Genomic DNA, 24355 nt, shown 5'->3' with positions numbered 1-24355 from the left:
AATCTGCCGCCCATGCCCCGTGACCTGCACCCCCGACTGCTCCGCGGCTTCGTCGCGACCGCCGAGAGCCTGCACTTCGGCCGGGCCGCCGGGCGGCTGCACGTCGCCCAGCAGGCGCTCAGCCGGGACATCCGGACCTTGGAAGGGCTGCTCGGCGACGCGCTGTTCACCCGCACCACCCGCAGCGTCGAACTCACCCCGGCCGGGCAGCGGTTGTTGCCCCGGGCGCGTCGGCTCCTCGCCCTGCACGACGAGATCCTGGCGGGCGCCGCGGCCCGGCCGCTGCTGCTGGACCTCAACAGCGACGTCACCGGCCCGGACCTCACCGCCGACCGGGTGCTCGAACGCGCCCGCGCCGCCTGGCCGGAGGGCGAACTGCTGGCCCGCTTCCACGGCGGCCTCGCCGCGGCCGCCGCCGAACTGCTGGCCCACCGGCTGGACGTGTCCTTCGGCCGGTTCGCCGGACTGCCCGCCCCGCTGCGCGACCAACTCGCCCAGCGGCCGGTCCGGTTGGAGCGGATCTCGGTGATGATGGCGGACACCCACCCGCTGGCCGGCCGTCCGGTGCTGCGGGTCGCCGAGCTGACCGGGCATCCCGTCGACGTCTGCGCCGGCAACCCGGCCACCACCGAGTGGGCCGATCTCGGCGTCCGCCTGCTGCGCGAGCACGGCCTGACGCCGGCCGCGCCGTACGTGCCGCCGGTGGGCGTGGACGAGACGGCCCGCTACCTGGCCCGGCACGGCGATCCGATGCTGACCACCGTCGGCGGGCCGAGGATTCCGGGGGTGGTGAACGTGCCGCTGGTGGAGCCGGTGCCGCTGAGCCTGGTCAGCCTGGTGCACCGGCCCGGCGAGCGCCACCCGGGGCTGGCCGCACTGGGCGCCGCGGCCGCCGGGCTCGGTGCGGCCGAGGGCTGGCTGCGCCGGCCGGCGGGCAGCTGGCTACCGGTGGCGGACGCGGCGCTGCTCGGGTGAGACCGGGCCGCCGGGACCAGCCGCCGGAAACCGTGGGACGCGACACCGCCCCTGCCGTCGGGGGTCGGCAGGGGCGGCGGGTGGGCGGACCGGGCCGCGCGGCGGGTCCGGTGGCCCGGGTGGCAGCCGTGGACGGCCGGGTCAGGCCGCCTTGACGGCGGAGATGTCGAAGCTGAGCTTGACCTTCTCGCTGATCAGCACGCCGCCGGTCTCCAGGGCCGCGTTGTAGGTCAGGCCGAACTCGGTGCGGTCGAGGACGGCGCTGCCCTCGAAGCCGACCCGCTCGGCGCCGTAGGCGTCGGTGGCGCTGCCGGTGTACTCCAGGTCCAGGACCACCGGGCGGGTGGTGTCCTTGATGGTCAGCTCGCCGCTCATCCGGTACGTGTCGCCGCGCAGCCGTTCGGCCGAGGTGCTGCGGAAGCGGATCTCCGGGTAGGTGTCGGCGGCGAAGAAGTCGCCGGTGCGCAGGTGCTCGTCGCGCTGGGCCTGGTTGGTGTCGATGCTGGCGACCTTGATCACCAGGTCGGCGGAGGAGTTGCCCGGGGTGCTGCCGTCCAGGTGCAGCTTGCCGTCGTACTCGGTGAAGCGGCCCTTGACGTTCGTCACCATGGCGTGGCGCACCGAGAAGGCGACCTCGCTGTGCGTGGTGTCGATGGTCCAGTCGCCGGTCAGGTGGGCGAGGTCCGGGCCGGTCGGGGTCTCGGCGACGGCGGTGGGGGTGGCGGTCTTGGTGCGGTTGAACAGGCCCATGGCTCCTCCTCGGGTCCGAAGCCATTTGTTTAGGCTTCAACTTGTTGGTTTCAGCGTAGGCCGCTTTCGTTCAAATTTCAACCACAGCCCTCGGCGTTTCGCGAAAGACTTGGCGGAGCGGCACTGTCGGACCGCCCGGTTAGGCTGCGAAGGACGGTTCCGCCGACCGGAAGGCCTCCCGCATGTTCGTCCTGCACGCGCTCTGGCGGGCGGGCGGACGGCTGGCCCTGTGGGCCGAGGACGCCCGCGCCCATCCGGGCGCCGCCGAGCCCCGCCCCGGCCGGGCGGCCCCGCGCGCCCACCCCTACGCCTGCCCGGCCGGCGAACTCGCCGCCGTCCTCGGCGGCATCGGGCCCGGCCTCGGCTGGCTCGCCGGCCAGGCCCCCGAGCGCTGGGCCACCCTGCTGCTGCCCACCACCGGCGCCCTGCCCGCGCCCTCGCCGGACCTGCCGGTCACCCCGGTCCGGGGCGCGGCGGTCCTGGCGCCCTGGCGCGTCCCCGCGCTGCTCTTCGACACCGGGGCGGCCGCCCAACTGCTCGGCGAGGTCTTCGACCCGCACTGGGCCGTCACCAGCACCGATCTGCCCGGTACCGGGCGCGTAGAGGTCGTCCAGGGCCCCTCGCTGCGCTGGCTGACCGGCGTGCACGACCTCGCCTGGCGAACGGTCGGCCGGGGCCGGGTGCTGCCGCTGCCCGTCCTGGCGGACGGCCGTCCGCAGGCCCGTTGGCGGCCCGACCCCACCCCGGCGGGCCGCCGGGAGGCCGCCGCACTGGCGGACGGCTGCCCGCCCGTCCTGCTGGGGGAGTGGCCGGCCGGCGCCGCCGGCACCGGCGAGGCCCTGCTGGACGCCGCGCTGGGCGCGCTGGTGGACGCCGAGGCCCGGGCCGCCCTGGCCGGCACGCCCCCGTTGGGCCCGGGCGGTGCCCGGACCGGCGACGCCCGAACCGGTGGCGCTCCGGCGCCCGCCCCGACGGCCGCCGCGCTGGGAGCCGACGCCCCGACGGCCGCTGCGATGGGGACCGCCGCGGTGGGGGCCGCCGCCGAACGCTGGCTGCACGCCCTGACCACCCCGGACGGCGGCCTCGCGAACGTCCAGTCCGAGGGCTTCGCCGAACTGCGCCGCCGGCTCGCCGCCTGGTACGCCGCCGCCGAGCCCACCGCGCCCGCGCTCCGGCTCTGCTTCCGCCTGCTGGAGCCGCTCGGTCCCGACCCGGACGACCCCGAGGGCCGGCCCTCCGACGACGCCTGGCAACTGGAGTTCCTGCTCCAGGCCGTCGACGAGCCCTCCCTGCTGGTCCGCGCCGCCGACCTGCACGAAGGCGGCGCCGCCCACGCCGCGCTGGCCCGCAAGGCGCCGGACCCGGCCGACGTCCTGGTCACCGAGCTCGCCCGCGCGGCCCACCGCTGGCCGGCCCTGGACGGCCTGCGGCACCGCTCCCGCCCGGCCGCCCTGCCGCTCGACCGGGCCGGCGCGCTGGACTTCCTGCGCACCGCCGCGCCCGCCCTCGCCGAGGGCGGCTTCGGCGTGCTGCTGCCCGCCTGGTGGCGCCGCCGGCCCAGGCTCGGGCTCGCCCTGCGGGCCACCACCCCGCCCGCGCCGGGCTCGCTCGCCGTCGCCTCCCAGGTGGACCGGGACGCCGTGGTCGCCTTCCGCTGGCAGGCCGCGCTCGGCCCGGAGGGGGCGCCGCTGACCGAGCAGGAACTGGCCGAACTCGCCGCCGCCAAGCAGGGGTTGGTCCGGGTCCGCGGCACCTGGCTGGAGGCCGACCCGGAGCAGATCGCCGCCGCGCTCGCCTTCCTCGCCGACCGGCGCGACGGCGTGCTGGCCACCGCCGACCTGCTGCGGCTGGCCCTCGATCCGGAGGCGACCGTCGCCGGGCTGCCCGTCACCGCCGTCCGCGCGGACGGCCCGCTCGGCGACCTGCTGGCCGGGCGCGCCGCCCCGGCCCCCGCCTCCGTGCTGCCGCCCGACTTCCGGGCCACCCTGCGCCCCTACCAGGAGCGCGGCCTGGCCTGGCTGCGGGCGATGGCCGGGCTCGGCCTCGGGGCCGTGCTGGCCGACGACATGGGCCTCGGCAAGACTGTCCAGACCCTCGCCCTGCTGGCCACCGAGCAGGCCGAGGGGGCGGTCGGCCCCACCCTGCTGGTCTGCCCGATGTCCCTGGTCGGCAACTGGCAGCGCGAGGCCGAGCGCTTCGCCCCCGCGCTGCGGCGCCACGTCCACCACGGCTCCGGCCGCCTCGGCGCCGACCGACTCGCCGAAGCCGTACGGGGTGCGGACCTCGTCATCACCACCTACGGGCTGGTCCAGCGCGACCTCGCCGCGCTGCGGGCGATCCGCTGGCGCCGGGTGGTCGCCGACGAGGCGCAGTACGTCAAGAACGCCGGCACCGCACAGTCCCGGGCCGTCCGCGCGCTGCCCGTCACCCGCCACCGGATCGCCCTGACCGGCACCCCGGTGGAGAACCGGCTCGCCGAACTGCACGCCGTCCTGGACTTCGCCAATCCCGGGCTGCTCGGCCCGGCCGAGCGCTTCAAGGAGCGCTACGCGATCCCGGTCGAACTGCACCGCAGCCCCGAGCGCACCGCCGAACTCCAGCGCCGTACCGCCCCGTTCGTGCTGCGCCGGCTCAAGTCCGACCCGGCGGTGGCCGCCGAGCTGCCGGCCAAGCAGGAGATGACCGTCTGGTGCAGCCTCACCGCCGAGCAGGCGGGCCTCTACCAGGCCGTGGTGGCCGACCTGCTGCAGCGGGTCGAGGGGATCCGGGGCGTGGAGCGGCGCGGCACCGTGCTGGCCGCGATCGGCAAGCTCAAGCAGGTGTGCAACCACCCGGCCCAACTGCTGCACGACGGCTCGGCGTTGGGCGATCGCTCGGGCAAGGTGGCCCGGCTGGCGGAGCTGCTGGAGGAGGCGCTGGCCGAGGGCGACCGGACGCTGGTCTTCACCCAGTACGCCGAGTTCGGCACGATGCTCCGCCCGTACCTGGCCCGCCGGCTCGGGGAGGAAGTGCTCTACCTGCACGGCGGCGTCCCCCGGGCCCGCCGCGAGGAGATGGTCGAGCGCTTCCAGTCCCCGGACGGGCCAAGGGTGTTCCTGCTCTCGCTGCGGGCCGGAGGCACCGGCCTCAACCTGACCGCCGCCAACCAGGTGATCCACCTGGACCGCTGGTGGAACCCGGCGGTCGAGGAGCAGGCCACGGACCGCGCGTTCCGGATCGGCCAGCGCCGGGACGTCCAGGTCCGCCGACTGGTCTGCGTCGGCACCGTCGAGGAGCGGATCGACGAACTCCTCGCCGCCAAGCGCTCGTTGGCCGCAGCGGTGGTGGGGGAGGGGGAGCGCTGGCTCACCGACCTGCCGGTCGAGGCGCTGCGTGAACTGGTCGCGCTCACCCGTGAGGACGCCGTCGCCGAGGAGGACGCATGACACCCGACCGCCCCGCCCCCGTCCCGCCGGGTAACGCCCCCGCCGGTAACGCCCAACCCGGGGACGCCCAACCCGGGAACACCCCCGCCGTGAACGCCCCCGCCGTGAACGTCGCCGCCTACTGGGGCGGCGGCTTCACCCTGCGCCCGGCCCCGCCCGGGCCCGAGGAGGAGCCCGACGAGCCCTCGCTGCGCCGTCTCGGCCGCTCCGGCGTCACCGTGCGCGGCCGCGACCTCGCCACCCTGCTCGCCCCCGCGTACGAGGCGTTCCGCGGCTGACGAGGCCTCGGCTCGCCACGGCCCGTGCGGTAGCGTCGGAGCGGTGACCGACACTCTCACCGACCCCGCCCTCGACGACTTCGAGCGGCACCGCCGGATGATCTTCGGTATCGCCTACCGGATGCTCGGCAGCGTCGCCGACGCCGAGGACCTGGTCCAGGACACCTGGCTGCGCTGGAGCGGGGTCAGCGGCCCGGTCGCCAACCCGGGCGGCTACCTGGCCCGGACGGTCACCAACCTCGCGCTCAACCGGCTCGACTCGGCCGCCGTCCGCCGCGAGGCCTACGTCGGCCCCTGGCTGCCCGAGCCGCTGGTCGCCGAGCCGGATGCGACCGCCGACGTCGAGCGCGTCGAGATGGTCTCGTTCGCCCTGCTGGTGGTGCTGGAGAGCCTGTCCCCGCTGGAGCGGGCCGTCTTCGTCCTCAACGAGGCCTTCGGCTTCTCCTACCGGGAGATCGCCGAGGCGCTGGAGCGCACCGAGGCCGCCTGCCGGCAGGTCGGCAGCCGGGCCAAGGCGCACGTCCGGGCCCGTCGGCCGCGCTACGACGCCCCGCCGGAGCTGCGCCGCCGCGCCACCGACGAGTTCCTCGCGGCCTGCGTCGGCGGCGACCTCAACCGGATGCTGGACCTGCTCGCCCCCGACGTCACCTCCTGGACCGACGGCGGCGGCGTGGTCCGCGCCGCGCTGCGCCCGGTCACCGGCGCCGGCAACGTCGCCCGCTTCCTGCTCGGGGTGCTCGGCCAGCTGGGCGAGGGCGTCGAGCTCCGGCCGGTCCTGGTCAACGGCCAGCCCGGGCTGCTGGTCACCCAGGACGGCGCGATCGACGCCGTCTCGGTGTTCGACTTCGTCGAGGGGCCCGACGGTCGGCCCCGGATCGCCGAGCTGCGCATCGTCCGCAACCCGTCGAAGCTCGCCCACCTCGCCGGCCGGGCTTGACCCTCGACCTGGTCGAGCCCGCAGAGTCACCGGCATGGAGAGCGAGCTGCACAGCATCGGCGAGCTGGCCCGCGCCAGCGGCCTGGGCGTCGGCACCCTGCGCTACTACGACGGCGCCGAGGTGCTCACCCCCGCCTGGGTCGACCCGCAGACGGGCTACCGCTGGTACCGGCCCGGGCAACTCGCCGACGCCCGCCTGCTGGCCCGGCTGCGCCGGGTCGGCCTGCCGCTGGCCGGCATCCGCGCCGTGCTCGGCGCGGCGCCCGGCTCAGGCGCGGCCGCGCGGGTGCTCGACGCGCACCTGCGCCGGCTGGAGGACGGCCTCGCCGACGCCCGCCGCGAGCTCTCCCTGATCCGCGTGATGATCGACCAGAGGGAGCAACCGATGAGCACCACCCCCGCCGAAGCCCACTTCACCGTCCCCGCCGAGGAACTGGCCGCCGCACTGGACGCGGTCCGCTTCGCCGTCGGCGGCGACCCCGGAACCCCGGCGCTCGCCGGGGTGCTGTTCGAACCGGACGGCCCGGTGCTGCGCCTGGTCGCCACCGACCGCTACCGGATGGCGCTCGCCGAGGTGCCCGCCACCACGGCGCCCGCCCGGCCGGACGGCGGCACGATCGTCCCCACCGCCCTGGTCGACGCCCTGCGCGCGCTGCTCGGCGCGGGCGCGGGCGCGGCCGAGGTCGCGGTGACCCTCGGCGGCGGCCTGGTCCGGGCCGAGACCGGCGGCCACCGGATCGAGGGCGCCGCCCTGGACTTCGACTACCCCGACCACCGGGTGCTGACCCGGCTCGAACCGGAGCACCGGATCGACCTGTCCGCCGCCGAACTGCGCGGCGCCGTCGAGACCGGCGCCACCCGCACCCTGCCCTCCGGCCCGAACGGCGCGGACTGCGCGGTCACCGTCCTCACCCTCACGGCGGACGGCCGCCTGGCGGTGGCCGGTGCCGAGCCCGGCCCCGAATCCGCGTCCGGAGACCTGAGGGTGGCGGTCAACCGCGACTTCCTGCTGGACGCCCTGCGGGTCGGCCGGCCCGAGCAACTGGTGCTCGAACTCGGCGGCCCGATCGCCCCCTTGGCGATCCGCACGCCGGGCCGGGAGGGCACCTTCTCGCTCCTGATGCCGGTCCGCGTCCCCGACCTCGGCTGAGCCCGCCCGCCGTTTGCTGTTGTTAACATCCTGCTTGCATCTGCAAGCAGGATGTTGCAGTCTGCTGGCATGGCCTCACTGAACGTCGGCTCGCTGGGCGAGTACATCCGCGAGCAGCGCCGGAACGCGCAGTACTCACTGCGCCAGCTGGCGGAGGCCGCAGGCGTGTCGAACCCGTACCTCAGCCAGATCGAGCGCGGGTTGCGCAAGCCGAGCGCGGAGATCCTGCAGCAGATCGCGAAGGCGCTGCGGATCTCGGCGGAGACGCTGTACGTCCAGGCCGGGATCCTGGAGGAGCGGCGTGGTGAGGGCCTGGAGCTGCGGGCCTCGATCCTGGCCGATCCGCTGGTCAACGAGCAGCAGAAGCAGGCGTTGCTCGCGGTCTACGACGCCTTCCTGAAGGAGAACGCCGTCCAGCGGGGCGCGGTGGCCGAGCGGTCGCCCGCGGCCGGCACCGGCACCGGCGTTCCACCAGCCTCCGGCCCGACGACCGACGGCTCAGCCACCCAGAACATCCACCGGGAGGACCGGTAAGCATGCCGATCACCGACGAGATCAAGAAGACCCTGAGCGACCCGACCCCGCTGTACGCCATCGCCGGCGCCGGGGATCTCGCGTACGAGAAGCTGCGCGAGGTGCCGGGCCGGGTGGAGGCGCTCACCGCGGACCGCAAGGGCGCGCAGGAGAAGGCCACCGCCCGGTTCCAGGAGGCGCAGACGAAGCTGGCCGAGGCGCAGGCCAAGGTCACCGAGACCGTCACGACGCTCCCCGTCGACCTGCGGACCCTCCAGGAGCGGGCGCAGGGCTTCGCCCTCCAGCAGGTCGGCCGCGCGGTCGAGCTGGCGGTGAAAGCCAAGGAGACGTACGACGAGCTGGCCGAGCGCGGCAAGGTCGTGGTGGATCGGGCCCGCCCGGGCGCGCCCGCCGAGCCGGGGCAGCCGGCCGGGGAATCGGAGCTCGCCCGGGCGTCCGAGCCGGTCGAGGCCGAGCTGGTCGAGGACGACACCGACACTGACACCCCGGCCGCCGACGCCCGGCCCGCCCCGAAGAAGGCCGCCCGCGCCCGGAAGGCCACCGACCGCGCGGAGTGAGGGTAGGGCCGCCGGACGGGCACATCCGGTGACCGCAGGACGTTGACAGGAGAGCGGACGGTCGACCGTGCCAGGATGGGCGGTGGCCGGAGCGCCGGAGGCGAGAGACAGAGGAGAGCGTGATGGGCGGAGTGGCCCAGATTCTGGACTTGGCCTATCTGAACCCGATCTGGTGGCTGTCCGTCGCCATCCTGGGCTTCAAGCTGTTCGCCCTGGGCGACGCGGTCACCCGCCGTGAGGACGCCTACCGGGCGGCGGACAAGAAGACCAAGCCGTTCTGGCTGGCGATCCTGGCGATCGCCTTCGGCTGGGACCTGCTGTTCGGGGTGAACTTCTTCACCGGCATCGGGACGCTCGCCGGGCTGGTCGCGTCGATCGTCTACATGGTGGACGTGCGTCCGGCGATCCGGGAGCTGACCGGTGGTGGCGGCCGTGGCGGCCGCAGCAACACCGGTCCGTACGGCCCCTGGTAGGCCGCGCGATCGGGCGACGACCAGGCAACGGCGAGGCCCGGGCGGGGAGTTCACCCGCCCGGGCCTCGCCGTATCCAGCCGGCTCAGCCGAGGATCAGCTGCACCGGGTTGCGTTCCAGCAGCAGCACCGCGACGTCGTCCGTCAGCGCGCCGCCGTTCAACTCCTCGACCTCGGCGATGGCGCTGTCGACGAGCCGGCCCCGGGTGAGCCCGGCGGACTGGTGGTCGCCGATGAGGTCGGCCAGGCCGTCCTGGCCGAGGCGGCGGGAGCCGGCCCCGACCCGGCCCTCGATCAGCCCGTCGGTGTAGAGCAACAACCGCCAGCCGGGCTGGAGTTCGAGCTGGTGGGCGGGCCACGCGGCCTGCCCGTCGTGGCACGGCAGCAGGCCGAGCGCCGGACCGGCGAGGTCGGCGGGCAGGGTGACCGGCTGGTGGTCGCGGCCGAGCAGCAGCGGCGCCGGGTGCCCGGCGAGGTAGAGCCGGGCAGGCTCGCCGGCGCCGAGCGAGTCGAGGCCGCCGCTGGCGCCGCCCGGCTCGATGACGAGCATGCAGAGCGTCGCGAAGATCTCGTCGCTGCGCCGCTCGTGTTCCAGCACGTGCTGGAGGGTGGTCAGCAGGGCCTCGCCGGTGAGGCCCGCGAAGACGAGGGTGCGCCACGCTATCCGGAGGGCGACGCCGAGCGCGGCCTCGTCCGGGCCGTGGCCGCAGACGTCGCCGATCACGACGTGGACGGTGCCGTCGTCGGTGCGGACGGCGTCGTAGAAGTCGCCGCCGAGCAGGGCGCGGCGGCGGCCCGGGCGGTAGCGCCGGGTGAAGGAGAGGCCCGCGCCGTCGAGCAGCGGGGTGGGCAGCAGGTGGCGTTGGAGCCGGGCGTTCTCCTGGCCGCGCAGTTCGGCCTCGACGAGGCGGCGCTGCGACTCGTCGGCGCGCTTGCGCTCGACGGCGTAGCGCAGGGCGCGGCCCAGCAGCGGGCCGTCCGTCGCGTGCTTGATCAGGAAGTCCTGGGCGCCCGCGGCGACGGCGGCCGCGCCCAGTTCGGCGCCGGCCGCGTCGGTGAGCACCACGACCGCGGTGTGCGGGGCGCGGCGGAGCAGTTCGTGCAGGCCTTCGAGGCCGTCGGAGTCGTCGGACGGGTGCGGCAGGTCGGCGGGGGCGGCGAGGTCGAGCAGCACGCAGCTGAACTCGCTGCCGCGGGAGCGCCCGCGCCGGGTGCCGGACGGGGACACGGCGAGCAGTTCGGTGGCCTGTTCCAGCCCGCGGGCCCAGTGGATCTCGATCGAGGTGCCGCTGTCGGCGACCGCCGCCTTGATCAGCTGGGCGTCGGAGGCGTCGTCCTCGATCACCAGCAGTTTGAGCGGAGCGGTGCTGCTGGCGGCCACCGCGGCGGGGGCGTCGGCGGGGGCCGAGGTGTGTCCGGTCTGGTGCCGGGGGTGCGGTATCGGGGGAGCGGCCGTCACCGGGCCGGCCGGCGTCGGGCCGGTCAGGGCCGGGCGGTTGCGGGCATGGTCAACGGGGGCGCCGGCCTGGGCGCCCGACAGGCTCGTGGCACCAGGTGCCCGCCCGTCTCCCGTTGCGGGCATCGGTGGTTCCTCCCTTTCCCCGAGTGCGTAACGGTCAGCGCCCGTCCGCAGTGCCCGCCTGGCACCGTGCGCCGGGGAACTTCTCGCGACCATAACGTGATCTCCGGGGATTTCTCTGGCCGACCGGCGCCGTTGTGGTTTTTGCCACGCCGGTGGCGGTGCGGTGATCTGACTCGGACGACGGCTGGGATCCCCGTCGGCGGGGAAGGAAGGGGGACGGGCGAGGGTGACGCGGATCACCCTGGTCGAGGGTGACGTCGGGGGCCGCAGGTGGACGCCGTGGCACCGGGCGGCGACGGCGCACGGGCGGGTCGTCCGGCGGCGTCCATCGTGACGTGATGGGGCGTCAACACGCCAGTGGTATTCGATAACTCGTTCGAGTGAATGCGGCGAGTCGCTCACCCGCACCGGCCCCGGTCCGTGCCTGGCCGGCGGCTCCGGCCGCGCGACCCACTACGGTGCGAGCGCGCTCCAGGGCACCGTGACCTCGCCCTGCCGCCACCGCCCGCGCGCGTCCACCAGCGGCCAGTCGCCCGCCAGTGCCGTGCAGGCCGCCACCCAGCGCTGCCGCGCCCCGAACGCCCCGTACGGCGCGGCCGCCGCCCAGGCCCGGTCGAAGTCGGCCAGGAAGGCGTGCACCGGTCGGCCCGGCACGTTGTGGTGGATCAGCGCCTTCGGCAGCCGTTCGGCCAGGTCGGAGGGCTGGCCGAGGCCGCTCAGCCGGGCCGCGAAGGTCACCGTCCGGGGCCCCTCCGGGCCGAGCGCGACCCAGACGTGCCGCCGTCCGATCTCGTCGCAGGTGCCCTCCACCAGCAGCCCGTCCGGGGCCAGCCGGGCGCAGAGCCGCTCCCAGACCCCGGCCACCGCCGACTCGTCGTACTGCCGCAGCACGTTGGCGGCCCGGATCAGCTGGGCCGGCGCGCCGCCGTCCAGCGGAACCTCGAAGCCGCCGCGCCGGAAGGTGAGCAGTGGCGGTTCGGCGTACGGCAGCGCGGCCGTGACCCGCTCCGGCTCGATCTCGATCCCGACCACCCGGACGTCCGGGCGCACCGTGCGCAGCCGCCCGGCCAGTTCGACGGCCGTCCACGGCGCGGCGCCGTAGCCGAGGTCGACCGCCACCGGCGGGCGGCCACCGGCGCGCAGCGTGCGGCCGAGGGTGTGGGCGATCCAGCGGTCCATCCGCCGCAGCCGATTGGTGTTGGTGGTGCCCCGGGTGACCGTCCCCACCGGCCGTCCGGTCCGCCCACGGGTGGGTGCGGTCGCGGAGTCGAAGGAGGCAGCCATGCCTGGAAGGGTAGTCGGGTCCGCGTCGGCACCGCTGTGACCTGGGACGTCACCCCGTCCGACATCTCGTCCGGCATCTCGTCCGCCGGACCGGGAATGCCGGACGCGGGCCGGGTGGTTGGCTGTCTGGTGGTGATGTGTGCCCGGGACGGGGCAGCGCACACCGGACAGCGGGCGGCCCGTGCGCGGGCCGCCGAGACGGGCCGCACAGAGGAGGCTTCAGCCAGGTGATCCAGCACCCCGTCCGTTCGGTACGCCGTGCCCAGCCCGCCGCGCCCGCGCGGGGCCGGCTCCAGTCGCTCGTCCCGGGCCGCCGCCGCCCGCGCCGGATAGCGATGCTGAGTGTCCACACCTCGCCGCTGCACCAGCCCGGCACGGGGGACGCCGGCGGGATGAACGTCTACATCGTCGAGCTGGCCAAGCGCCTGGCCGCGCTCAACATCGAGGTCGAGGTGTTCACCCGGGCGATCTGCTCGGACGACGCCCCCACCGTCGAGCTGGCCCCCGGCGTGCTGGTCCGGCACGTCACCGCCGGCCCGTACGAGGGCCTGCTGAAGGAGGACCTGCCCGCCCAGCTGTGCGCCTTCACCCACGGGGTGCTGCGGACGGAGGCGGGCCACCGCCCCGGCCACTACGACCTGGTGCACTCGCACTACTGGCTCTCCGGGCAGGTCGGCTGGCTGGCCGCGCAGCGCTGGGGGGTGCCGCTGGTGCACACCATGCACACCATGGCGAAGGTGAAGAACGCCGCGCTGGCCGAGGGTGACACGCCCGAGCCCGCGGCCCGGGTGATCGGCGAGACCCAGGTGGTCGAGGCGGCCGACCGGCTGATCGCCAACACCACCGAGGAGGCCGCCGAGCTGGCGCTGCACTACGCTGCCCGGCCGGACCAGCTGGCCGTCGTCCACCCCGGCGTCAACCTGGACGTCTTCCGCCCCGGCGGGGCGTCGGCGCGGGCCGCCGCCCGGGCCCGGCTGGGCCTGCCGCAGGACGCCGCGGTGCTGCTCTTCGCGGGCCGGATCCAGCCGCTGAAGGCCCCGGACGTGCTGCTGCGGGCGGTCGCCGAGCTGCTGGCGCGCCGCCCGGGGCTGCGCGAGCACCTGCTGGTGCCGGTGGTCGGCGGTCCGTCCGGCACCGGACTGGCCCGGCCGGAGAGCCTGCACAAGCTCGCCGCCCAGCTGGGCATCGGCGACGTGGTGCGGTTCCACCCGCCGGTCGGCCAGGCCGAGCTCGCGCAGTGGTACCACGCGGCGACGGCGCTGGTGATGCCCTCGTACAGCGAGTCCTTCGGGCTGGTCGCTCTGGAGGCGCAGGCCTGCGGCACCCCGGTGGTGGCGGCCTCGGTCGGCGGCCTGCCGGTCGCGGTGCGGGACGGCGAGACGGGCACGCTGGTGCACGGCCACGACCCGGCGGCCTGGGCGCACGCGCTGGAGCCGTACGTCACCGACCGGGGCCTGGTCGCCCGGCGCGGCGCGGCGGCGGCCCGGCACGCGGCCGGCTTCGGCTGGGACACCGCCGCGGCCGGCACCGCCGAGGTGTACGCCGGAAGCCTGGCCCGCCCGGCCGGCCGCTTGGCCGCCGCCCGGCGGCGGCTGGCCTGACCGCGGCCGGACCACGAGCCGACTGCGGCCCGACTGCGGCCCGACTGCGGCGGCCGGGGGCACGCACCGCTGGTGCGCGCCCCCGGTACCGCCGAGTAACGTCACCCCCATGGCAATCCGCACCAAGGACGAGGCCCTGACCCTCCTGCGCACCGCCCTGGACGACGCCGGAGCGGCCTGGGAGCCCGCCGCCACCGACCCGTACACGCTGGTGGTGACGCTCCCGGGCACCCGCAAGCTGAGCACCGCCTGCGCGCTGCGGGTCGGCGACCACACCCTGTCGGTGAACGCCTTCGTGATCCGCCGACCGGACGAGAACCACGAGGCCGTCTACCGCTGGCTGCTGGAGCGCAACACCCGGCTGTACGGCGTCGCGTACGCGATCGACCCGCTCGGCGATGTCTACCTGGCCGGCCGCCTGCCCCTGGAGGCGCTCACCCCGGACGCCGTGGACCGGCTGCTCGGGACGGTGCTGGAGAACGCCGACGAGCCGTTCAACACCCTGCTGGAGCTGGGCTTCGCCTCGGCGATCCGGCGCGAGTGGGAGTGGCGGACCAAGCGCGGGGAGTCCACCCGCAACCTGGCCGCCTTCGCCCACCTGGCCGCCCCGGCGGCCGACTGACCCGGTAGCGGGGCCGACGCCCTCAGATGCCCGCCGGAGCCTTCTTCTCCGCGGCGGGCTCCGTCACCTCGGTCACCGGCACCTCCGGCACCTCCGGCACCTCCGGCACCTCCGTCACCTCGGTCACCGCGACCTCCGTCACCGCGACATCCGGCACCGCCCCGGCGCGGCCCGCCGTCGCGTCCGTGCGCCGCCCGAGCACCACGTGCCCGGCCGCCGCGACCGTGCCGCAGACCCCGCACACGATCCAGAGCACTGCGGAGCCGGCGTGCTGCAGCAGCAGACCGCCGATCGCCGGGCCGAGGAACGAGGCGAGCGACCAGGAGAGCGAGTAGACGCCCTGGTAGCGGCCGCGCGCGTGGGTCGGCGCCAGTTCGGCGACCAGTCCCATGATGGTCGGCGCGTTCAGGACCTCGCCGACCGTCCAGACCGCCACCGAGAGGGCGAACAGCCACGCGGACGACCCGGCCAGCGCCGCCAGCCCGAAGCCCCAGCCCGTGATCAGGCAGCTGGCTATCAGCATGGCGGTCCGGGAGCGGGCCTCCATCCACCGGGTGAGCGGGATCTGGAGCACCACGATCAGCAGTCCGTTCAGGCCGATGACCAGCCCGTACTCGGTGGAGCTGATGCCCGCGGCACCCATGTCGACGGCCAGGGTGGTGCTGCCCTGCTGGAGGATCAGGGCGAGCAGCAGGTTGAGCCCGACGACGGCCATGAACCGCCCGTCCCGGAACACCGCGCCGAGGCCGACCGTCGGCTCGTCCGTCCCCTTCCCGTGCTGCGGCGAGTCCTGCGGCTTGGTCTCGGGGATCCGGATGAAGATCACCACCGCGCACACCAGCGTGGAGAGCGCGTCGAGCAGGAAGAGCGTGAGGTAGCCGTGGGTGGCGATCAGGCCGGCCACGGCGGCGGAGAGGCCGAAGCCGATGTTGATCGCCCAGTAGTTCAGCGAGTACGCGCGGACCCGGTCCTCGGCCGGGACGAGGTCGGCGATGATCGCCGAGGTCGCGGGCCGGGTGGCGTTGTTGCAGAGGCCGACCAGGAAGGCCACCGTGGCGATCGCCACCTGGCCGTCCGTGAAGCCGAGTACGGCGGTGAACAGTGCGGTGCCGAGCTGGGCGGCGACCAGGGTCGGGCGCCGGCCGATCCGGTCGGTCAGCACGCCGGCGCCGATCGCGGCGACCGCCGAGCCGAGGCCGTAGAGGGAGGCCACCAGGCCCGCGTAGGAGGCCGAGTACCCCCGGTTGGTGGTCAGGTAGAGCGCGAGGAAGGTGAGCACGAAAGCGCCCAGCTTGTTCACCAGCGTGCTCACCCAGAGCCACCAGAACTCCCGTGGCAGCCCGCCCACCGTCTCCTGTATCAGCTTTCGGATCCGGGGGTTGGTGAACAGGGCGACGGGCATGTGGGGGGCTCCCGGGGCAGGCGTCCGCCGAGCGGCACGGGCAGGTCCGGTCAGCCGACGTATGTAAGTGTCAGATAGGCGGTGCACACATTACACATCTGCCGTAGGTCCGGACCAGCGCTTTTCCTGCCTCCATTAAGCTGGGGGCCATGGCTGACACGACGTACCGACTCATCCTGCTCCGCCACGGCGAGAGCCAGTGGAACCAGAAGAACCTGTTCACCGGTTGGGTCGACGTCGACCTCAACGAGAAGGGCGAGAAGGAGGCCGCGCGCGGTGGCGAGCTCCTGGCCGCCGAGGGCCTGTTCCCGGACGTGCTGCACACCTCGCTGCTCCGCCGTGCGATCCGCACCTCGCAGATCGCCCTGGACAGGGCCGACCGCCACTGGATCCCGGTCAGCCGCAGCTGGCGCCTGAACGAGCGACACTACGGTGCGCTCCAGGGCAAGGACAAGGCCCAGACCCTGGCCGAGTTCGGCGAGGAGCAGTTCCAGCTGTGGCGCCGCTCGTACGACACCCCGCCGCCGGTGCTGGCCGATGACGCCGAGTACTCGCAGGCCGGTGACGCCCGCTACGCGGACATCCCGAGCGAGCTGCGTCCGCGCACCGAGTGCCTGAAGGACGTCGTCGACCGGATGCTCCCGTACTGGTACGACGCCATCGTCCCGGACCTCGCCGCCGGCAAGACCGTCCTGGTCACCGCCCACGGCAACAGCCTGCGCGCGCTGGTCAAGCACCTCGACGGCATCTCCGACGAGGCCATCGCGGGCCTGAACATCCCGACCGGCATCCCGCTCGTGTACGAGCTCGACGCCGACTTCAAGCCCGTCACCAAGGGCGGCCGCTACCTCGACGCCGACGCCGCCGCCGCGGCCATCGAGGCGGTCAAGAACCAGGGCAAGAAGTAACCCGCCTGGCGAAACGGCCCCGCCTCCCGGTTCGCCGGGGGCGGGGCCTTCGTCGTTCAACCGGCCTGTGCGGAAGTCGAGTTGAGTCCGGATTCGGCGGCCGGATCCGGACTCGTCCCAATAGTGGTTCAGACCATTGACGGGTGGCGGAGTCCGCTCCTACGGTGAGGGCGCCGGACTGCCGCAGGCATGCCAAGGATCTCCCCGTCCCGGCCGCCGCACCCCCACGCGCGCGCGTCTGCGTCCCGGCGCACTCTCCATCCACCCCCACGGAGGAGCATCATGCGCACACGTCACATCGTCGGGGCGGTGGTCGCCGCCCTCGCGGTGCCGCTCACCCTCGCCGTCCCGGCGCAGTCCCACGGGTACATCTCGACGCCGCCCAGCAGGGCCGCGCTCTGCGGAGCGGGCGGGGTGTCGTGGGACTGCGGCGACATCCAGTGGGAGCCGCAGAGCGTCGAGGGCCCCAAGGGCTTCCCGAACGCCGGGCCCGCCGACGGCACCATCTGCGCCGGCGGCAACTCCCGCTTCGCCGAGCTGGACGACCCGCACGGCGGTGCCTGGCCGACCACCGCGGTGACGGCGGGGCAGCAGCTCACCTTCACCTGGACGTTCACCGCCCGGCACGCGACCACCGACTTCCGCTACTACCTGACCAAGCCGGGCTACGACGCGAGCCAGCCGGTCACCCGGGACAGCCTGGACCTGACGCCCTTCCTGATCGCCCCGTACGGCGGGAAGCAGGTGCCCAGCACGCTCAGCCACACCGCGACCGTCCCGAGCGGGCGCACCGGCCACCAGGTCGTGGTCGCGGTCTGGACGATCGCCGACACCGGGAACGCCTTCTACTCCTGCACCGACGTCCAGTTCTGACGCCCGGGGCGGCACGGTGACGCCGTGCCGCGGACCCGCGGCACCAGGACGCGCAACGAGGTGCACGGCCGACGGAAGGCCGTGCACCTCGGGAACTCCTCGGCGGCGGACCGCTCAGTGGCCGCCGCAGCAGCCGCCGTCCGCGCCGCCGCACTGGCAGGGCGCGCCGGACTGGCAGCCGCAGCCGCAGCCGGGGCCGCAGCCGCAGCCGGCCGCGAGGACGGGCAGGAGCTTCGGGGTGGGCGGCTCGACGGTTTCGTGGGCGCGTGCCGGTCGGGTGGGGTTGGCCTTCATCGAGCTGTTCCCTCCTAGTGACGGGCACAGTCCTGTGCCCCCAACGTCGAGTGAAGCCGCCGATCGGAGGGAGCGTCAACAGGCGCGCAGTGGTGGGATGTACGGGGCGTCGTGCGCCCCCACCACCCCTGTCGCAGGTTTACTCACCCCGCGAGGGGAGCGGCCGCCCCTTGAAGCCCCGAGCCCGAGCCCGAGCCCGAGCCCGAGCCCGATCCCGAGCCCGATCCCGATCCCGATATGCCGAGCCCCGAGACGCCGAGCCCCGAGGCGGCCGCACCGCACCCGCACGAGGTCACTCCGCCGCCGCGGCCTCCGAGGCGGCCACGAACTCGGCCACGTGCTCGCCCGTCACCAGGTACACCACGCGCTTGGCGACCGACACCGCGTGGTCCGCGAAGCGCTCGTAGTAGCGGCCGACCAGGGTGATGTCGACGGCGGTCTCGATGCCGTGGTGCCAGCGGTCGTCGATCAGGTGCGACAGCAGCTCGCGGTGCAGGGAGTCGATGGCGTCGTCGTCCTGCTCCAGCTCCAGTGCCTTGTCGACGTCCTTGGTGGCGATCACCAGGCCGGTCTTGGCCACCAGGCGCTGGGCGAGCTGGCCCATCTCCAGGACGGTGGAGTGCAGGTCGCCGGGCACGGCGGAGTCGGGGTAGCGCATCCGCGCGACCTTGGCGACGTGCCGGGCGAGGTCGCCGCAGCGCTCCAGGTCGGAGCTCATCCGCAGCGAGGTGACGACGATGCGCAGGTCGGTGGCGACCGGCTGCTGGCGGGCGAGCAGGTCGATCGCGCGGTTCTCCAGCTCGTGGTGGAGGTCGTTGATCTTCTCGTCGGCGGCGATCACGCTCTCCGCCAGCGCCAGGTCCGCGTCCAGGAGTGCGGTGGTGGCCCGGCCCAGGGCCGAGCCGACCAGTCGGGCCATCTCGACCAGGCTGTCGCCGATCGCATCGAGTTCCTCGTGGTACGCGTCGCGCATGCTCTCTCCTCAGTAGCTGTGTCGGTGGCGGTGCCGACCGGCCGGCCCGTCCGACGATCGTCTTGTCGTCCGGGTGACCGCTGCTGGTGGCGCGAATCGTACGCGCACACCTGAGGCGACGGCCGGTGGTTCGGCCCGCCGCCCACTCCCACACGGGCTGCATGGCCAACTCTGGGCCGTCCGGGCGACGATGCACGGCCGGTGTGGTGAATCAGCGGCCACGTGAAGGTGAATTCTCGGCAACGCGTGGCCGATGCCTTGATCGGGCCCTTGGGGAGTGGCCTGGCCGTGCGCTTACGCTGGCCACATGGACGTGAACGTGGCCGCCGCCGCTGCCTGCGCCATAGCCGGGCTCGGCGTCGGCCTCACGGCCTCCATCGCCTTCCGTTGGAGCGAGCGCGAGCAGGCCAGGGGCAGGTACGGCGGCACCAGCAGCAGACACCACGGTCGGCACCAGGGCCTGGGCGCCGGCACCCCGGAGCCCCCGCTGCCGCCGGGGGTGGACACCGTCCTCTCCGTCCTCCGCTCCTGCGCGATCGTGCTGGGCGAGGGCGACGAGGTGGTCAAGGCCAGCTCCGCGGCGTACGCGATGGGACTGGTGCGCGGCGGCGCGGTCGCCGTGGACCAGATGCTCTCGCTGGCGCGCGCCACCCGCCGGGACGGCGAGATCCGCCAGGTCGAGTTGGAGGTGCCCCGCCCTGGCGTGGCCCGTGCGGGCGAGCCGCTCGCGGTCTCCGTCCGGGTCGCCCCGCTGGGCTCCCGGCTGGTGCTGGTGCTGGTCGAGGACCAGACCGAGCGCCGCCGGGTGGAGGCGGTCCGCCGGGACTTCGTGGCCAACGTCAGCCACGAGCTGAAGACCCCGGTGGGTGCCCTGTCGCTGCTCTCCGAGGCGGTCGCCGACGCGTCCGACGACCCGGAGGCGGTGCAGCGCTTCGCCGGCCGGATGCAGATCGAGGCAACCAGGCTGGCCAGCCTGGTCCAGGAGATCATCGACCTCTCCCGGGTGCAGGACGACCGGCTGATGGTGGACCCGGAGCCCGTCGCGGTGGACGAGCTGATCGCCGAGGCGATCGACCGCTGCCGCCAGCAGGCCGCCGCCAAGCAGATCCTGATCACGGCCGGCGGCATCGCCGGGCTCTACCTGCACGGCAACCGCGGCCAGCTCGCCGCGGCGCTCGGCAACCTGGTCGAGAACGCCGTCAACTACAGTCCTCCCCGTACCCGGGTGGCGATCGCCACCCGCCGGATCTCCAGCGCCGCGGCGCTCGGGGAGGCGGACGGCGAGCTGATCGAGATCTCGGTCACCGACCAGGGCATCGGCATCTCGGAGAAGGACCGCGAGCGCGTCTTCGAGCGCTTCTACCGGGTCGATCCGGCCCGCTCCCGGGCGACCGGCGGAACCGGCCTCGGCCTGTCCATCGTCAAGCACGTCGCCGCCTCGCACGGCGGCACGGTCTCGGTGTGGAGCGTCGAGGGCCAGGGTTCGACCTTCACCATCCGCCTGCCCGCCGGGCAGGCGCCCGAGGCCGAGGACGGCGACGACCTCGACGACACCGGCGACCTCGGCACCCGCGGTGCCACCGGCGGCCGTGGCGCCGCCGCCGCGCCCACCAGAACCCTCACCACGGACCGGACGGCCACCACAGGCCGCACGGACCGTCCGCTCCCCACGGGGGAGCGGGAACACCCCCTGTCAGACGCAACCCCCCAGCTTGCCCCGGAGGCCTGATCGTGACCCGAGTACTGGTGGTCGAGGACGAGGAGTCGTTCAGCGACGCCCTGTCGTACATGCTCCGCAAGGAGGGCTTCGAGGTGGCCGTCGCCGCCACCGGCCCCGACGCCCTGGAGCAGTTCGAGCGCAACGGCGCCGACCTCGTCCTGCTCGACCTGATGCTGCCGGGCCTGCCGGGCACCGAGGTCTGCCGTCAGCTGCGGGTGCGCTCCAACGTGCCGGTGATCATGGTCACCGCCAAGGACAGCGAGATCGACAAGGTGGTCGGTCTGGAAATAGGTGCGGACGACTACGTCACCAAGCCCTACTCCACCCGTGAGCTGGTCGCCCGGATCCGGGCGGTGCTGCGCCGCCGCGGCGAGGACGGCGGTGCCGGCGAGAACGGCGGCGGCCCGGGCGCCCTGGAGGCGGGCCCGGTCCGGATGGACGTCGACCGGCACGTGGTGACCGTGGACGGCGCCAAGGTCGACCTCCCGCTGAAGGAGTTCGACCTGCTGGAGATGCTGCTGCGCAACGCGGGCCGGGTGCTCACCCGCATGCAGCTGATCGACCGGGTGTGGGGCGCGGACTACGTCGGCGACACCAAGACCCTGGACGTCCACGTGAAGCGCCTGCGGGCCAAGATCGAGCCGGACCCGGGCGCCCCGCGCTACCTGGTCACGGTCCGCGGCCTGGGCTACAAGTTCGAGCCGTAAACCGCGGGCGCGGACAGACGCGGAAGGCCCCCGCCGGCAGTTGCCGGAGGGGGCCTTCGCGTTGGTGTCCGGCGGGCCCGGGAGGGCCTGCCGGACACCGGGTGGTGCGTCAGTGGGCGCCGGCGGACTGGGTGGCACCCGGGGTGGCGGCACCGGACGGCGTGGCCGCACCGGTGGTGGCCGGGGCGGCCGGGGTGGTGGTGCCGGCGGCCGGGGTGGTCGCGGCGGTGGTGGCGCCCTTGGTGGGCGCGGCGGCCGGGGCCGACGTCGGGCCGAAGCCCTTGTAGAGGCCCTTGTTCGGGCTCACGCCGGCCTGGGCGTCGACCTTCTGGCCGTCCTTGAAGGTGAACGAGGTGGGGACGAAGCCGCCGACCTGGACGCCGACCGAGGCGACCTTGGCGGACGGGTTGCCCTCGCCACCGATCGCCACGGCGCCGCCGGCCGGGACGACGATGGTGGACAGCGGGGCGCCCGCGGCGTCGGAGAACGCGGCGGTGGCACCGTTGCCGACGGTGACGGACTGCAGCTCCGCCGGGGTGCTGCCCGTGTTGGCGATGTTGACGGTCACGTTGGCGGGACCGTTGTGCTCGCCCGAGGACTCGTCCCCGGTGACGACCACGATGTTGTTCAGCCGAAGGTTCGTTCCGAGGGTTGCCGCCGCGTTGTCGGGCTTGACCTGCAGCGTGTCCGGCGTGTTGCCGGCGGCGCAGGACGACAGCGAGGCGATGGCGATGGCGGCGATGGCGGCGATGCTGCCGCGTCGAAGGCTGCGGCTCACGGCGGCGGCTTCTCCTAAGTCAACGTGTCGATAGGTCAGGCCTCAGATTATCGACCTCACTTATGCGCTCCTCACGGGGTGGTCCCCGTGTCGCACTCCCGGGGTTCGCGGGGCGGCCGTCCGGCCGCACTTGTGGCGTGTCCGGGTCACCCTCGGGACAAGCTTCGACCAAGATCGAATAACGATGTGGATACGGCCCGATAAACGGTGAAAACCCAAGATCCAATCATGGTTTCCCGGGTGTTGCGCAAGGTTTCGCCGAACGCTGGAACCGCCTCCGACCTGCGGGAAGCCTCCCTCGAACACCGGTCGCAGCACGTCATGGGGGTCCTTGTCAAGCCCCGAGACCGGCCCTGACCTGCGAAAACGCCCTTCGGGTGCGCTGAAAAGCGTGTTATTCTGGAAAGCCACGGAAGGGGTCCTGTCACATGACGTTCAAGGTTGGCGACACGGTGGTCTACCCCCATCACGGGGCCGCGCTGATCGAGGCCATCGAAATTCGCCAGATCAAAGGTGTGGACAAGACCTACCTGGTGCTCAAGGTGCAGCAGGGAGACCTGACGCTCCGCGTGCCCGCTGAGAACGCGGAGTTCGTCGGCGTGCGCGATGTAGTCGGCCAGGAGGGTCTGGACCGGGTCTTCGAGGTGCTGCGCGCACCGTACACCGAAGAGCCGACCAACTGGTCCCGTCGCTACAAGGCGAACCTGGAGAAGCTCGCCTCTGGCGACGTTATCAAGGTCGCCGAGGTTGTGCGCGACCTCTGGCGTCGTGAGCGCGAGCGCGGCCTCTCGGCCGGCGAGAAGCGGATGCTCGCGAAGGCGCGCCAGATCCTCGTCAGCGAGCTCGCGCTGGCGGAGAACACCAACGAGGACAAGGCGGAGACGCTGCTCGACGAGGTGCTGGCCTCGTAGCACAGTCGGGCTGCCGCCCACCGCTCACAGCGCCCGGTGTCGGCGCGCCGCTCCCAGGACCAAGCGTCCCGGGGTGGTGCAGTGGCACTTCGGGCGCTGAGGCGTGTCCGGACGACGCCCCCGCCCCGAGCCGGTCCAGGCCCGGCAAGACCGTTTTCCGTCCTGCAAGACCGATTCTGCGGGATTGTGCGGCGGACGGTTGGACCGTAATTCTTCGGAAGGGGCCCGTAGCGCCCGCCGGGCACGCCAAGGCCATACCCACTTCTCCGAAGGAGTGAAACCTGAACGCCTCAGCAGCAGTCGCAGCAGCAGTGGTGCCCGCCGCCGGACGCGGTGAGCGGCTGGGGCCCGGTGCCCCGAAGGCCCTGCGGGAACTGGGCGGCGTGCCGCTCCTGGTGCACGCCGTGCGGGCGCTGGCCCGCAGTCGGGCGGTCGGCCTGGTCGTGGTCGCCGCGCCCGCCGACGGGGTGGCCGAGGTGGTCGCCCTGCTGGACAGCCACGGGCTGGACGGCAAGGACATCCGGGTGGTCGCCGGTGGCGCCACCCGCCAGGAATCGGTCCGGCTCGGCCTGGCCGCGATCCCGGCCGAGGTGGAGATCGTCCTGGTGCACGACGCGGCCCGCCCGCTCGTCCCGGTCGAGGTGGTGGACGCGGTGGCGGCCGCCGTCCGGGCCGGGGCCGGGGCGGTGGTGCCCGCGGTGCCGCTGGCCGACACGGTGAAGCGGGTCGAGTCGAGCCCGGGCCGCCCCGAGCCGGTGCTCGACACGCCCGACCGGGCCACCCTGCGCGCGGTCCAGACCCCGCAGGGCTTCGACCGGGCCACCCTGGTCGGGGTGCACGCCAAGGCGCTGGCCGAGGAGGCCGCGGGCGCCGACGGCGCGCCGCCGGTCACCGACGACGCGGGCCTGGTGGAGCGCTACGGCGGCCAGGTCGTCGTGGTGCCCGGCCACGAGGAGGCGTTCAAGGTCACCCGTCCACTGGACCTCGTGCTCGCCGAGGCCGTACTCGCCCGCCGGAGGGCCGCCGATGCCTACTGACCCGCTGACGCCCGCCGCCCAGGCCCCGGCCCCCGTGCTGCCGCGCGTGGGCATCGGCACCGACGTGCACGCCTTCGAGGCCGGCCGCCCGCTCTGGGTGGCCGGACTGGAGTGGCCGGACGCCGGGGTCGGGCTCTCCGGGCACTCGGACGCCGACGTCGCCGCGCACGCGGCCTGCGACGCGCTGTTCTCGGCCGCTGGGATCGGCGACCTGGGCGCGCACTTCGGCACCGACCGGCCGGAGTGGGCCGGCGCCTCCGGGGTGAAGCTGCTCGGTGAGGCGGCCCGGCTGGTGCGCGCCGAGGGCTTCGAGATCGGCAACATCGCGGTCCAGGTGGTCGGCGTCCGGCCGAAGATCGGCAAGCGGCGGGCCGAGGCGCAGGCCGCGCTGTCGGCCGCGGCCGGTGCGCCGGTGTCGGTGTCCGGCACCACAACGGACGGCCTGGGCCTGACCGGTCGGGCCGAGGGGCTGGCCGCGATCGCCACGGCCCTGGTGTACGAACGGCGTTGAGCCGGGCGCGGTCAGCAGGGCCGGAATAGGCGGGTCCTGACGAGTGTTCACCCGGCGTGGCGGTGGATCGGTCGG

General features: G+C 74.2%; 24 protein-coding genes. 17 read left to right on the top strand and 7 right to left on the bottom strand.

Annotated elements, in window-relative coordinates; translation table 11 throughout:
• Positions 1-12 precede the first annotated feature (12 nt).
• Positions 13-975, top strand: coding sequence for a LysR family transcriptional regulator (locus ACIP37_RS00725; RefSeq protein WP_363582382.1), 963 nt, complete (start codon positions 13-15; stop codon positions 973-975).
• Positions 976-1116: 141 nt separating this feature from the next.
• Here the strand turns inward: ACIP37_RS00725 and ACIP37_RS00720 are convergent, their stop codons facing one another.
• Positions 1117-1725: a YceI family protein gene (locus tag ACIP37_RS00720; protein WP_363582380.1), complete on the bottom strand. Its 609-nt coding sequence runs from the start codon at positions 1723-1725 to the stop codon at positions 1117-1119.
• 182 nt (positions 1726-1907) lie between these two features.
• Between ACIP37_RS00720 and ACIP37_RS00715 the strand changes: the two genes are divergently transcribed.
• The 7 genes from ACIP37_RS00715 to ACIP37_RS00685 all read left to right on the top strand — a co-directional run bounded on the left by ACIP37_RS00715 (position 1908) and on the right by ACIP37_RS00685 (position 9079).
• Entirely contained in the window at positions 1908-5150 is a 3243-nt protein-coding gene (locus ACIP37_RS00715) for an SNF2-related protein (protein WP_400809936.1), read from the top strand.
• Entirely contained in the window at positions 5147-5428 is a 282-nt protein-coding gene (locus ACIP37_RS00710) for a hypothetical protein (RefSeq protein ID WP_400809938.1), read from the top strand. The genes ACIP37_RS00715 and ACIP37_RS00710 overlap by 4 nt, the downstream gene beginning before the upstream one ends.
• 43 nt (positions 5429-5471) lie before the next feature.
• Positions 5472-6365 (top strand): RNA polymerase sigma-70 factor, encoded by an 894-nt coding sequence (locus tag ACIP37_RS00705; RefSeq protein ID WP_400809940.1) that lies wholly within the window; start codon positions 5472-5474, stop codon positions 6363-6365.
• 34 nt (positions 6366-6399) lie between these two features.
• Positions 6400-7515, top strand: a complete 1116-nt coding sequence (locus ACIP37_RS00700; RefSeq protein ID WP_400809942.1) for a MerR family transcriptional regulator — start codon at positions 6400-6402, stop codon at positions 7513-7515.
• Between the two features lie 69 nt (positions 7516-7584).
• Positions 7585-8049: a helix-turn-helix transcriptional regulator gene (locus ACIP37_RS00695; RefSeq protein WP_363582370.1), complete on the top strand. Its 465-nt coding sequence runs from the start codon at positions 7585-7587 to the stop codon at positions 8047-8049.
• A 2-nt stretch (positions 8050-8051) separates the two neighbouring features.
• On the top strand, positions 8052-8606 hold the full coding sequence (locus ACIP37_RS00690; RefSeq protein ID WP_363582368.1) for a hypothetical protein: 555 nt from the start codon (positions 8052-8054) through the stop codon (positions 8604-8606).
• Between the two features lie 122 nt (positions 8607-8728).
• Positions 8729-9079: a DUF2516 family protein gene (locus ACIP37_RS00685; protein WP_063348783.1), complete on the top strand. Its 351-nt coding sequence runs from the start codon at positions 8729-8731 to the stop codon at positions 9077-9079.
• Between the two features lie 83 nt (positions 9080-9162).
• On the opposite strand, the gene ACIP37_RS00680 is transcribed toward ACIP37_RS00685, so the two are convergent.
• Both ACIP37_RS00680 and ACIP37_RS00675 read right to left on the bottom strand, forming a co-directional pair.
• On the bottom strand, positions 9163-10659 hold the full coding sequence (locus ACIP37_RS00680) for a SpoIIE family protein phosphatase (protein ID WP_363582366.1): 1497 nt from the start codon (positions 10657-10659) through the stop codon (positions 9163-9165).
• Positions 10660-11112: 453 nt separating this feature from the next.
• Positions 11113-11943 (bottom strand): class I SAM-dependent methyltransferase, encoded by an 831-nt coding sequence (locus ACIP37_RS00675; protein WP_363631774.1) that lies wholly within the window; start codon positions 11941-11943, stop codon positions 11113-11115.
• 230 nt (positions 11944-12173) lie between these two features.
• Here ACIP37_RS00675 and mshA point away from each other — a divergent pair, with 230 nt between their 5' ends.
• Both mshA and ACIP37_RS00665 read left to right on the top strand, forming a co-directional pair.
• Positions 12174-13544, top strand: a complete 1371-nt coding sequence (mshA, locus tag ACIP37_RS00670) for a D-inositol-3-phosphate glycosyltransferase (protein WP_400809995.1) — start codon at positions 12174-12176, stop codon at positions 13542-13544.
• A gap of 109 nt (positions 13545-13653) precedes the next feature.
• Positions 13654-14166 (top strand): YbjN domain-containing protein, encoded by a 513-nt coding sequence (locus ACIP37_RS00665; RefSeq protein ID WP_363582360.1) that lies wholly within the window; start codon positions 13654-13656, stop codon positions 14164-14166.
• Between the two features lie 22 nt (positions 14167-14188).
• On the opposite strand, the gene ACIP37_RS00660 is transcribed toward ACIP37_RS00665, so the two are convergent.
• Positions 14189-15568, bottom strand: coding sequence for an MDR family MFS transporter (locus ACIP37_RS00660; RefSeq protein WP_400842974.1), 1380 nt, complete (start codon positions 15566-15568; stop codon positions 14189-14191).
• Positions 15569-15717: 149 nt separating this feature from the next.
• Here ACIP37_RS00660 and ACIP37_RS00655 point away from each other — a divergent pair, with 149 nt between their 5' ends.
• On the top strand, positions 15718-16476 hold the full coding sequence (locus ACIP37_RS00655; protein ID WP_363582356.1) for a phosphoglyceromutase: 759 nt from the start codon (positions 15718-15720) through the stop codon (positions 16474-16476).
• Between the two features lie 282 nt (positions 16477-16758).
• Positions 16759-17349, top strand: coding sequence for a lytic polysaccharide monooxygenase (locus ACIP37_RS00650; RefSeq protein WP_063348790.1), 591 nt, complete (start codon positions 16759-16761; stop codon positions 17347-17349).
• A gap of 114 nt (positions 17350-17463) precedes the next feature.
• Here the strand turns inward: ACIP37_RS00650 and ACIP37_RS00645 are convergent, their stop codons facing one another.
• Together ACIP37_RS00645 and phoU are read right to left on the bottom strand one after the other, a co-directional pair.
• Positions 17464-17643, bottom strand: a complete 180-nt coding sequence (locus tag ACIP37_RS00645; protein WP_063348791.1) for a hypothetical protein — start codon at positions 17641-17643, stop codon at positions 17464-17466.
• Positions 17644-17935: 292 nt separating this feature from the next.
• Positions 17936-18616, bottom strand: coding sequence for a phosphate signaling complex protein PhoU (phoU, locus tag ACIP37_RS00640; protein WP_350878362.1), 681 nt, complete (start codon positions 18614-18616; stop codon positions 17936-17938).
• 307 nt (positions 18617-18923) lie between these two features.
• On the opposite strand from phoU, the gene ACIP37_RS00635 reads away from it, so the two are divergent.
• Positions 18924-20345, top strand: coding sequence for an ATP-binding protein (locus tag ACIP37_RS00635; RefSeq protein ID WP_363582353.1), 1422 nt, complete (start codon positions 18924-18926; stop codon positions 20343-20345).
• A 2-nt stretch (positions 20346-20347) separates the two neighbouring features.
• Positions 20348-21043, top strand: coding sequence for a response regulator transcription factor (locus ACIP37_RS00630; RefSeq protein WP_030061050.1), 696 nt, complete (start codon positions 20348-20350; stop codon positions 21041-21043).
• A 109-nt stretch (positions 21044-21152) separates the two neighbouring features.
• On the opposite strand, the gene ACIP37_RS00625 is transcribed toward ACIP37_RS00630, so the two are convergent.
• Positions 21153-21821, bottom strand: coding sequence for a DUF461 domain-containing protein (locus tag ACIP37_RS00625; protein ID WP_363582351.1), 669 nt, complete (start codon positions 21819-21821; stop codon positions 21153-21155).
• Between the two features lie 428 nt (positions 21822-22249).
• Between ACIP37_RS00625 and ACIP37_RS00620 the strand changes: the two genes are divergently transcribed.
• The 3 genes from ACIP37_RS00620 to ispF all read left to right on the top strand — a co-directional run bounded on the left by ACIP37_RS00620 (position 22250) and on the right by ispF (position 24280).
• A complete protein-coding gene (locus tag ACIP37_RS00620; RefSeq protein WP_030244332.1) occupies positions 22250-22732 on the top strand; it encodes a CarD family transcriptional regulator in 483 nt (160 codons plus the stop codon).
• A 281-nt stretch (positions 22733-23013) separates the two neighbouring features.
• Positions 23014-23769, top strand: a complete 756-nt coding sequence (gene ispD / locus ACIP37_RS00615; protein WP_363631814.1) for a 2-C-methyl-D-erythritol 4-phosphate cytidylyltransferase — start codon at positions 23014-23016, stop codon at positions 23767-23769.
• The gene (gene ispF, locus ACIP37_RS00610; RefSeq protein ID WP_363582349.1) at positions 23759-24280 is read left to right on the top strand and encodes a 2-C-methyl-D-erythritol 2,4-cyclodiphosphate synthase; all 522 of its coding nucleotides are present in this window, start codon (positions 23759-23761) and stop codon (positions 24278-24280) included. Before ispD ends, ispF begins: the two co-directional genes overlap by 11 nt.
• Positions 24281-24355: the final 75 nt, after the last annotated feature.

This window comes from Kitasatospora sp. NPDC088861, assembly GCF_044750105.1.
GTDB lineage: Bacteria > Actinomycetota > Actinomycetes > Streptomycetales > Streptomycetaceae > Kitasatospora.
The sequence above is the reverse complement of the archived record's forward strand: the minus strand, read 5'-3'. Positions and strand labels throughout refer to the sequence as shown.

What these genes read in the sequence shown, in the direction of transcription:
- ACIP37_RS00645 (WP_063348791.1), bottom strand. Translation starts at nt 17,643, where the DNA reads ATGAAGGCCAACCCCACCCGACCGGCACGCGCCCACGAAACCGTCGAG.
- phoU (WP_350878362.1), bottom strand. Translation starts at nt 18,616, where the DNA reads ATGCGCGACGCGTACCACGAGGAACTCGATGCGATCGGCGACAGCCTG.
- ACIP37_RS00655 (WP_363582356.1), top strand. Translation starts at nt 15,718, where the DNA reads ATGGCTGACACGACGTACCGACTCATCCTGCTCCGCCACGGCGAGAGC.
- ACIP37_RS00715 (WP_400809936.1), top strand. Translation starts at nt 1,908, where the DNA reads ATGTTCGTCCTGCACGCGCTCTGGCGGGCGGGCGGACGGCTGGCCCTG.
- ACIP37_RS00650 (WP_063348790.1), top strand. Translation starts at nt 16,759, where the DNA reads ATGCGCACACGTCACATCGTCGGGGCGGTGGTCGCCGCCCTCGCGGTG.
- ACIP37_RS00720 (WP_363582380.1), bottom strand. Translation starts at nt 1,725, where the DNA reads ATGGGCCTGTTCAACCGCACCAAGACCGCCACCCCCACCGCCGTCGCC.
- ACIP37_RS00620 (WP_030244332.1), top strand. Translation starts at nt 22,250, where the DNA reads ATGACGTTCAAGGTTGGCGACACGGTGGTCTACCCCCATCACGGGGCC.
- ACIP37_RS00710 (WP_400809938.1), top strand. Translation starts at nt 5,147, where the DNA reads ATGACACCCGACCGCCCCGCCCCCGTCCCGCCGGGTAACGCCCCCGCC.
- ACIP37_RS00680 (WP_363582366.1), bottom strand. Translation starts at nt 10,659, where the DNA reads ATGCCCGCAACGGGAGACGGGCGGGCACCTGGTGCCACGAGCCTGTCG.
- ACIP37_RS00690 (WP_363582368.1), top strand. Translation starts at nt 8,052, where the DNA reads ATGCCGATCACCGACGAGATCAAGAAGACCCTGAGCGACCCGACCCCG.
- ACIP37_RS00665 (WP_363582360.1), top strand. Translation starts at nt 13,654, where the DNA reads ATGGCAATCCGCACCAAGGACGAGGCCCTGACCCTCCTGCGCACCGCC.
- ACIP37_RS00695 (WP_363582370.1), top strand. Translation starts at nt 7,585, where the DNA reads ATGGCCTCACTGAACGTCGGCTCGCTGGGCGAGTACATCCGCGAGCAG.
- ACIP37_RS00635 (WP_363582353.1), top strand. Translation starts at nt 18,924, where the DNA reads ATGGACGTGAACGTGGCCGCCGCCGCTGCCTGCGCCATAGCCGGGCTC.
- ispF (WP_363582349.1), top strand. Translation starts at nt 23,759, where the DNA reads ATGCCTACTGACCCGCTGACGCCCGCCGCCCAGGCCCCGGCCCCCGTG.
- ACIP37_RS00700 (WP_400809942.1), top strand. Translation starts at nt 6,400, where the DNA reads ATGGAGAGCGAGCTGCACAGCATCGGCGAGCTGGCCCGCGCCAGCGGC.
- ACIP37_RS00675 (WP_363631774.1), bottom strand. Translation starts at nt 11,943, where the DNA reads ATGGCTGCCTCCTTCGACTCCGCGACCGCACCCACCCGTGGGCGGACC.
- ACIP37_RS00685 (WP_063348783.1), top strand. Translation starts at nt 8,729, where the DNA reads ATGGGCGGAGTGGCCCAGATTCTGGACTTGGCCTATCTGAACCCGATC.
- ACIP37_RS00725 (WP_363582382.1), top strand. Translation starts at nt 13, where the DNA reads ATGCCCCGTGACCTGCACCCCCGACTGCTCCGCGGCTTCGTCGCGACC.
- ACIP37_RS00660 (WP_400842974.1), bottom strand. Translation starts at nt 15,568, where the DNA reads ATGCCCGTCGCCCTGTTCACCAACCCCCGGATCCGAAAGCTGATACAG.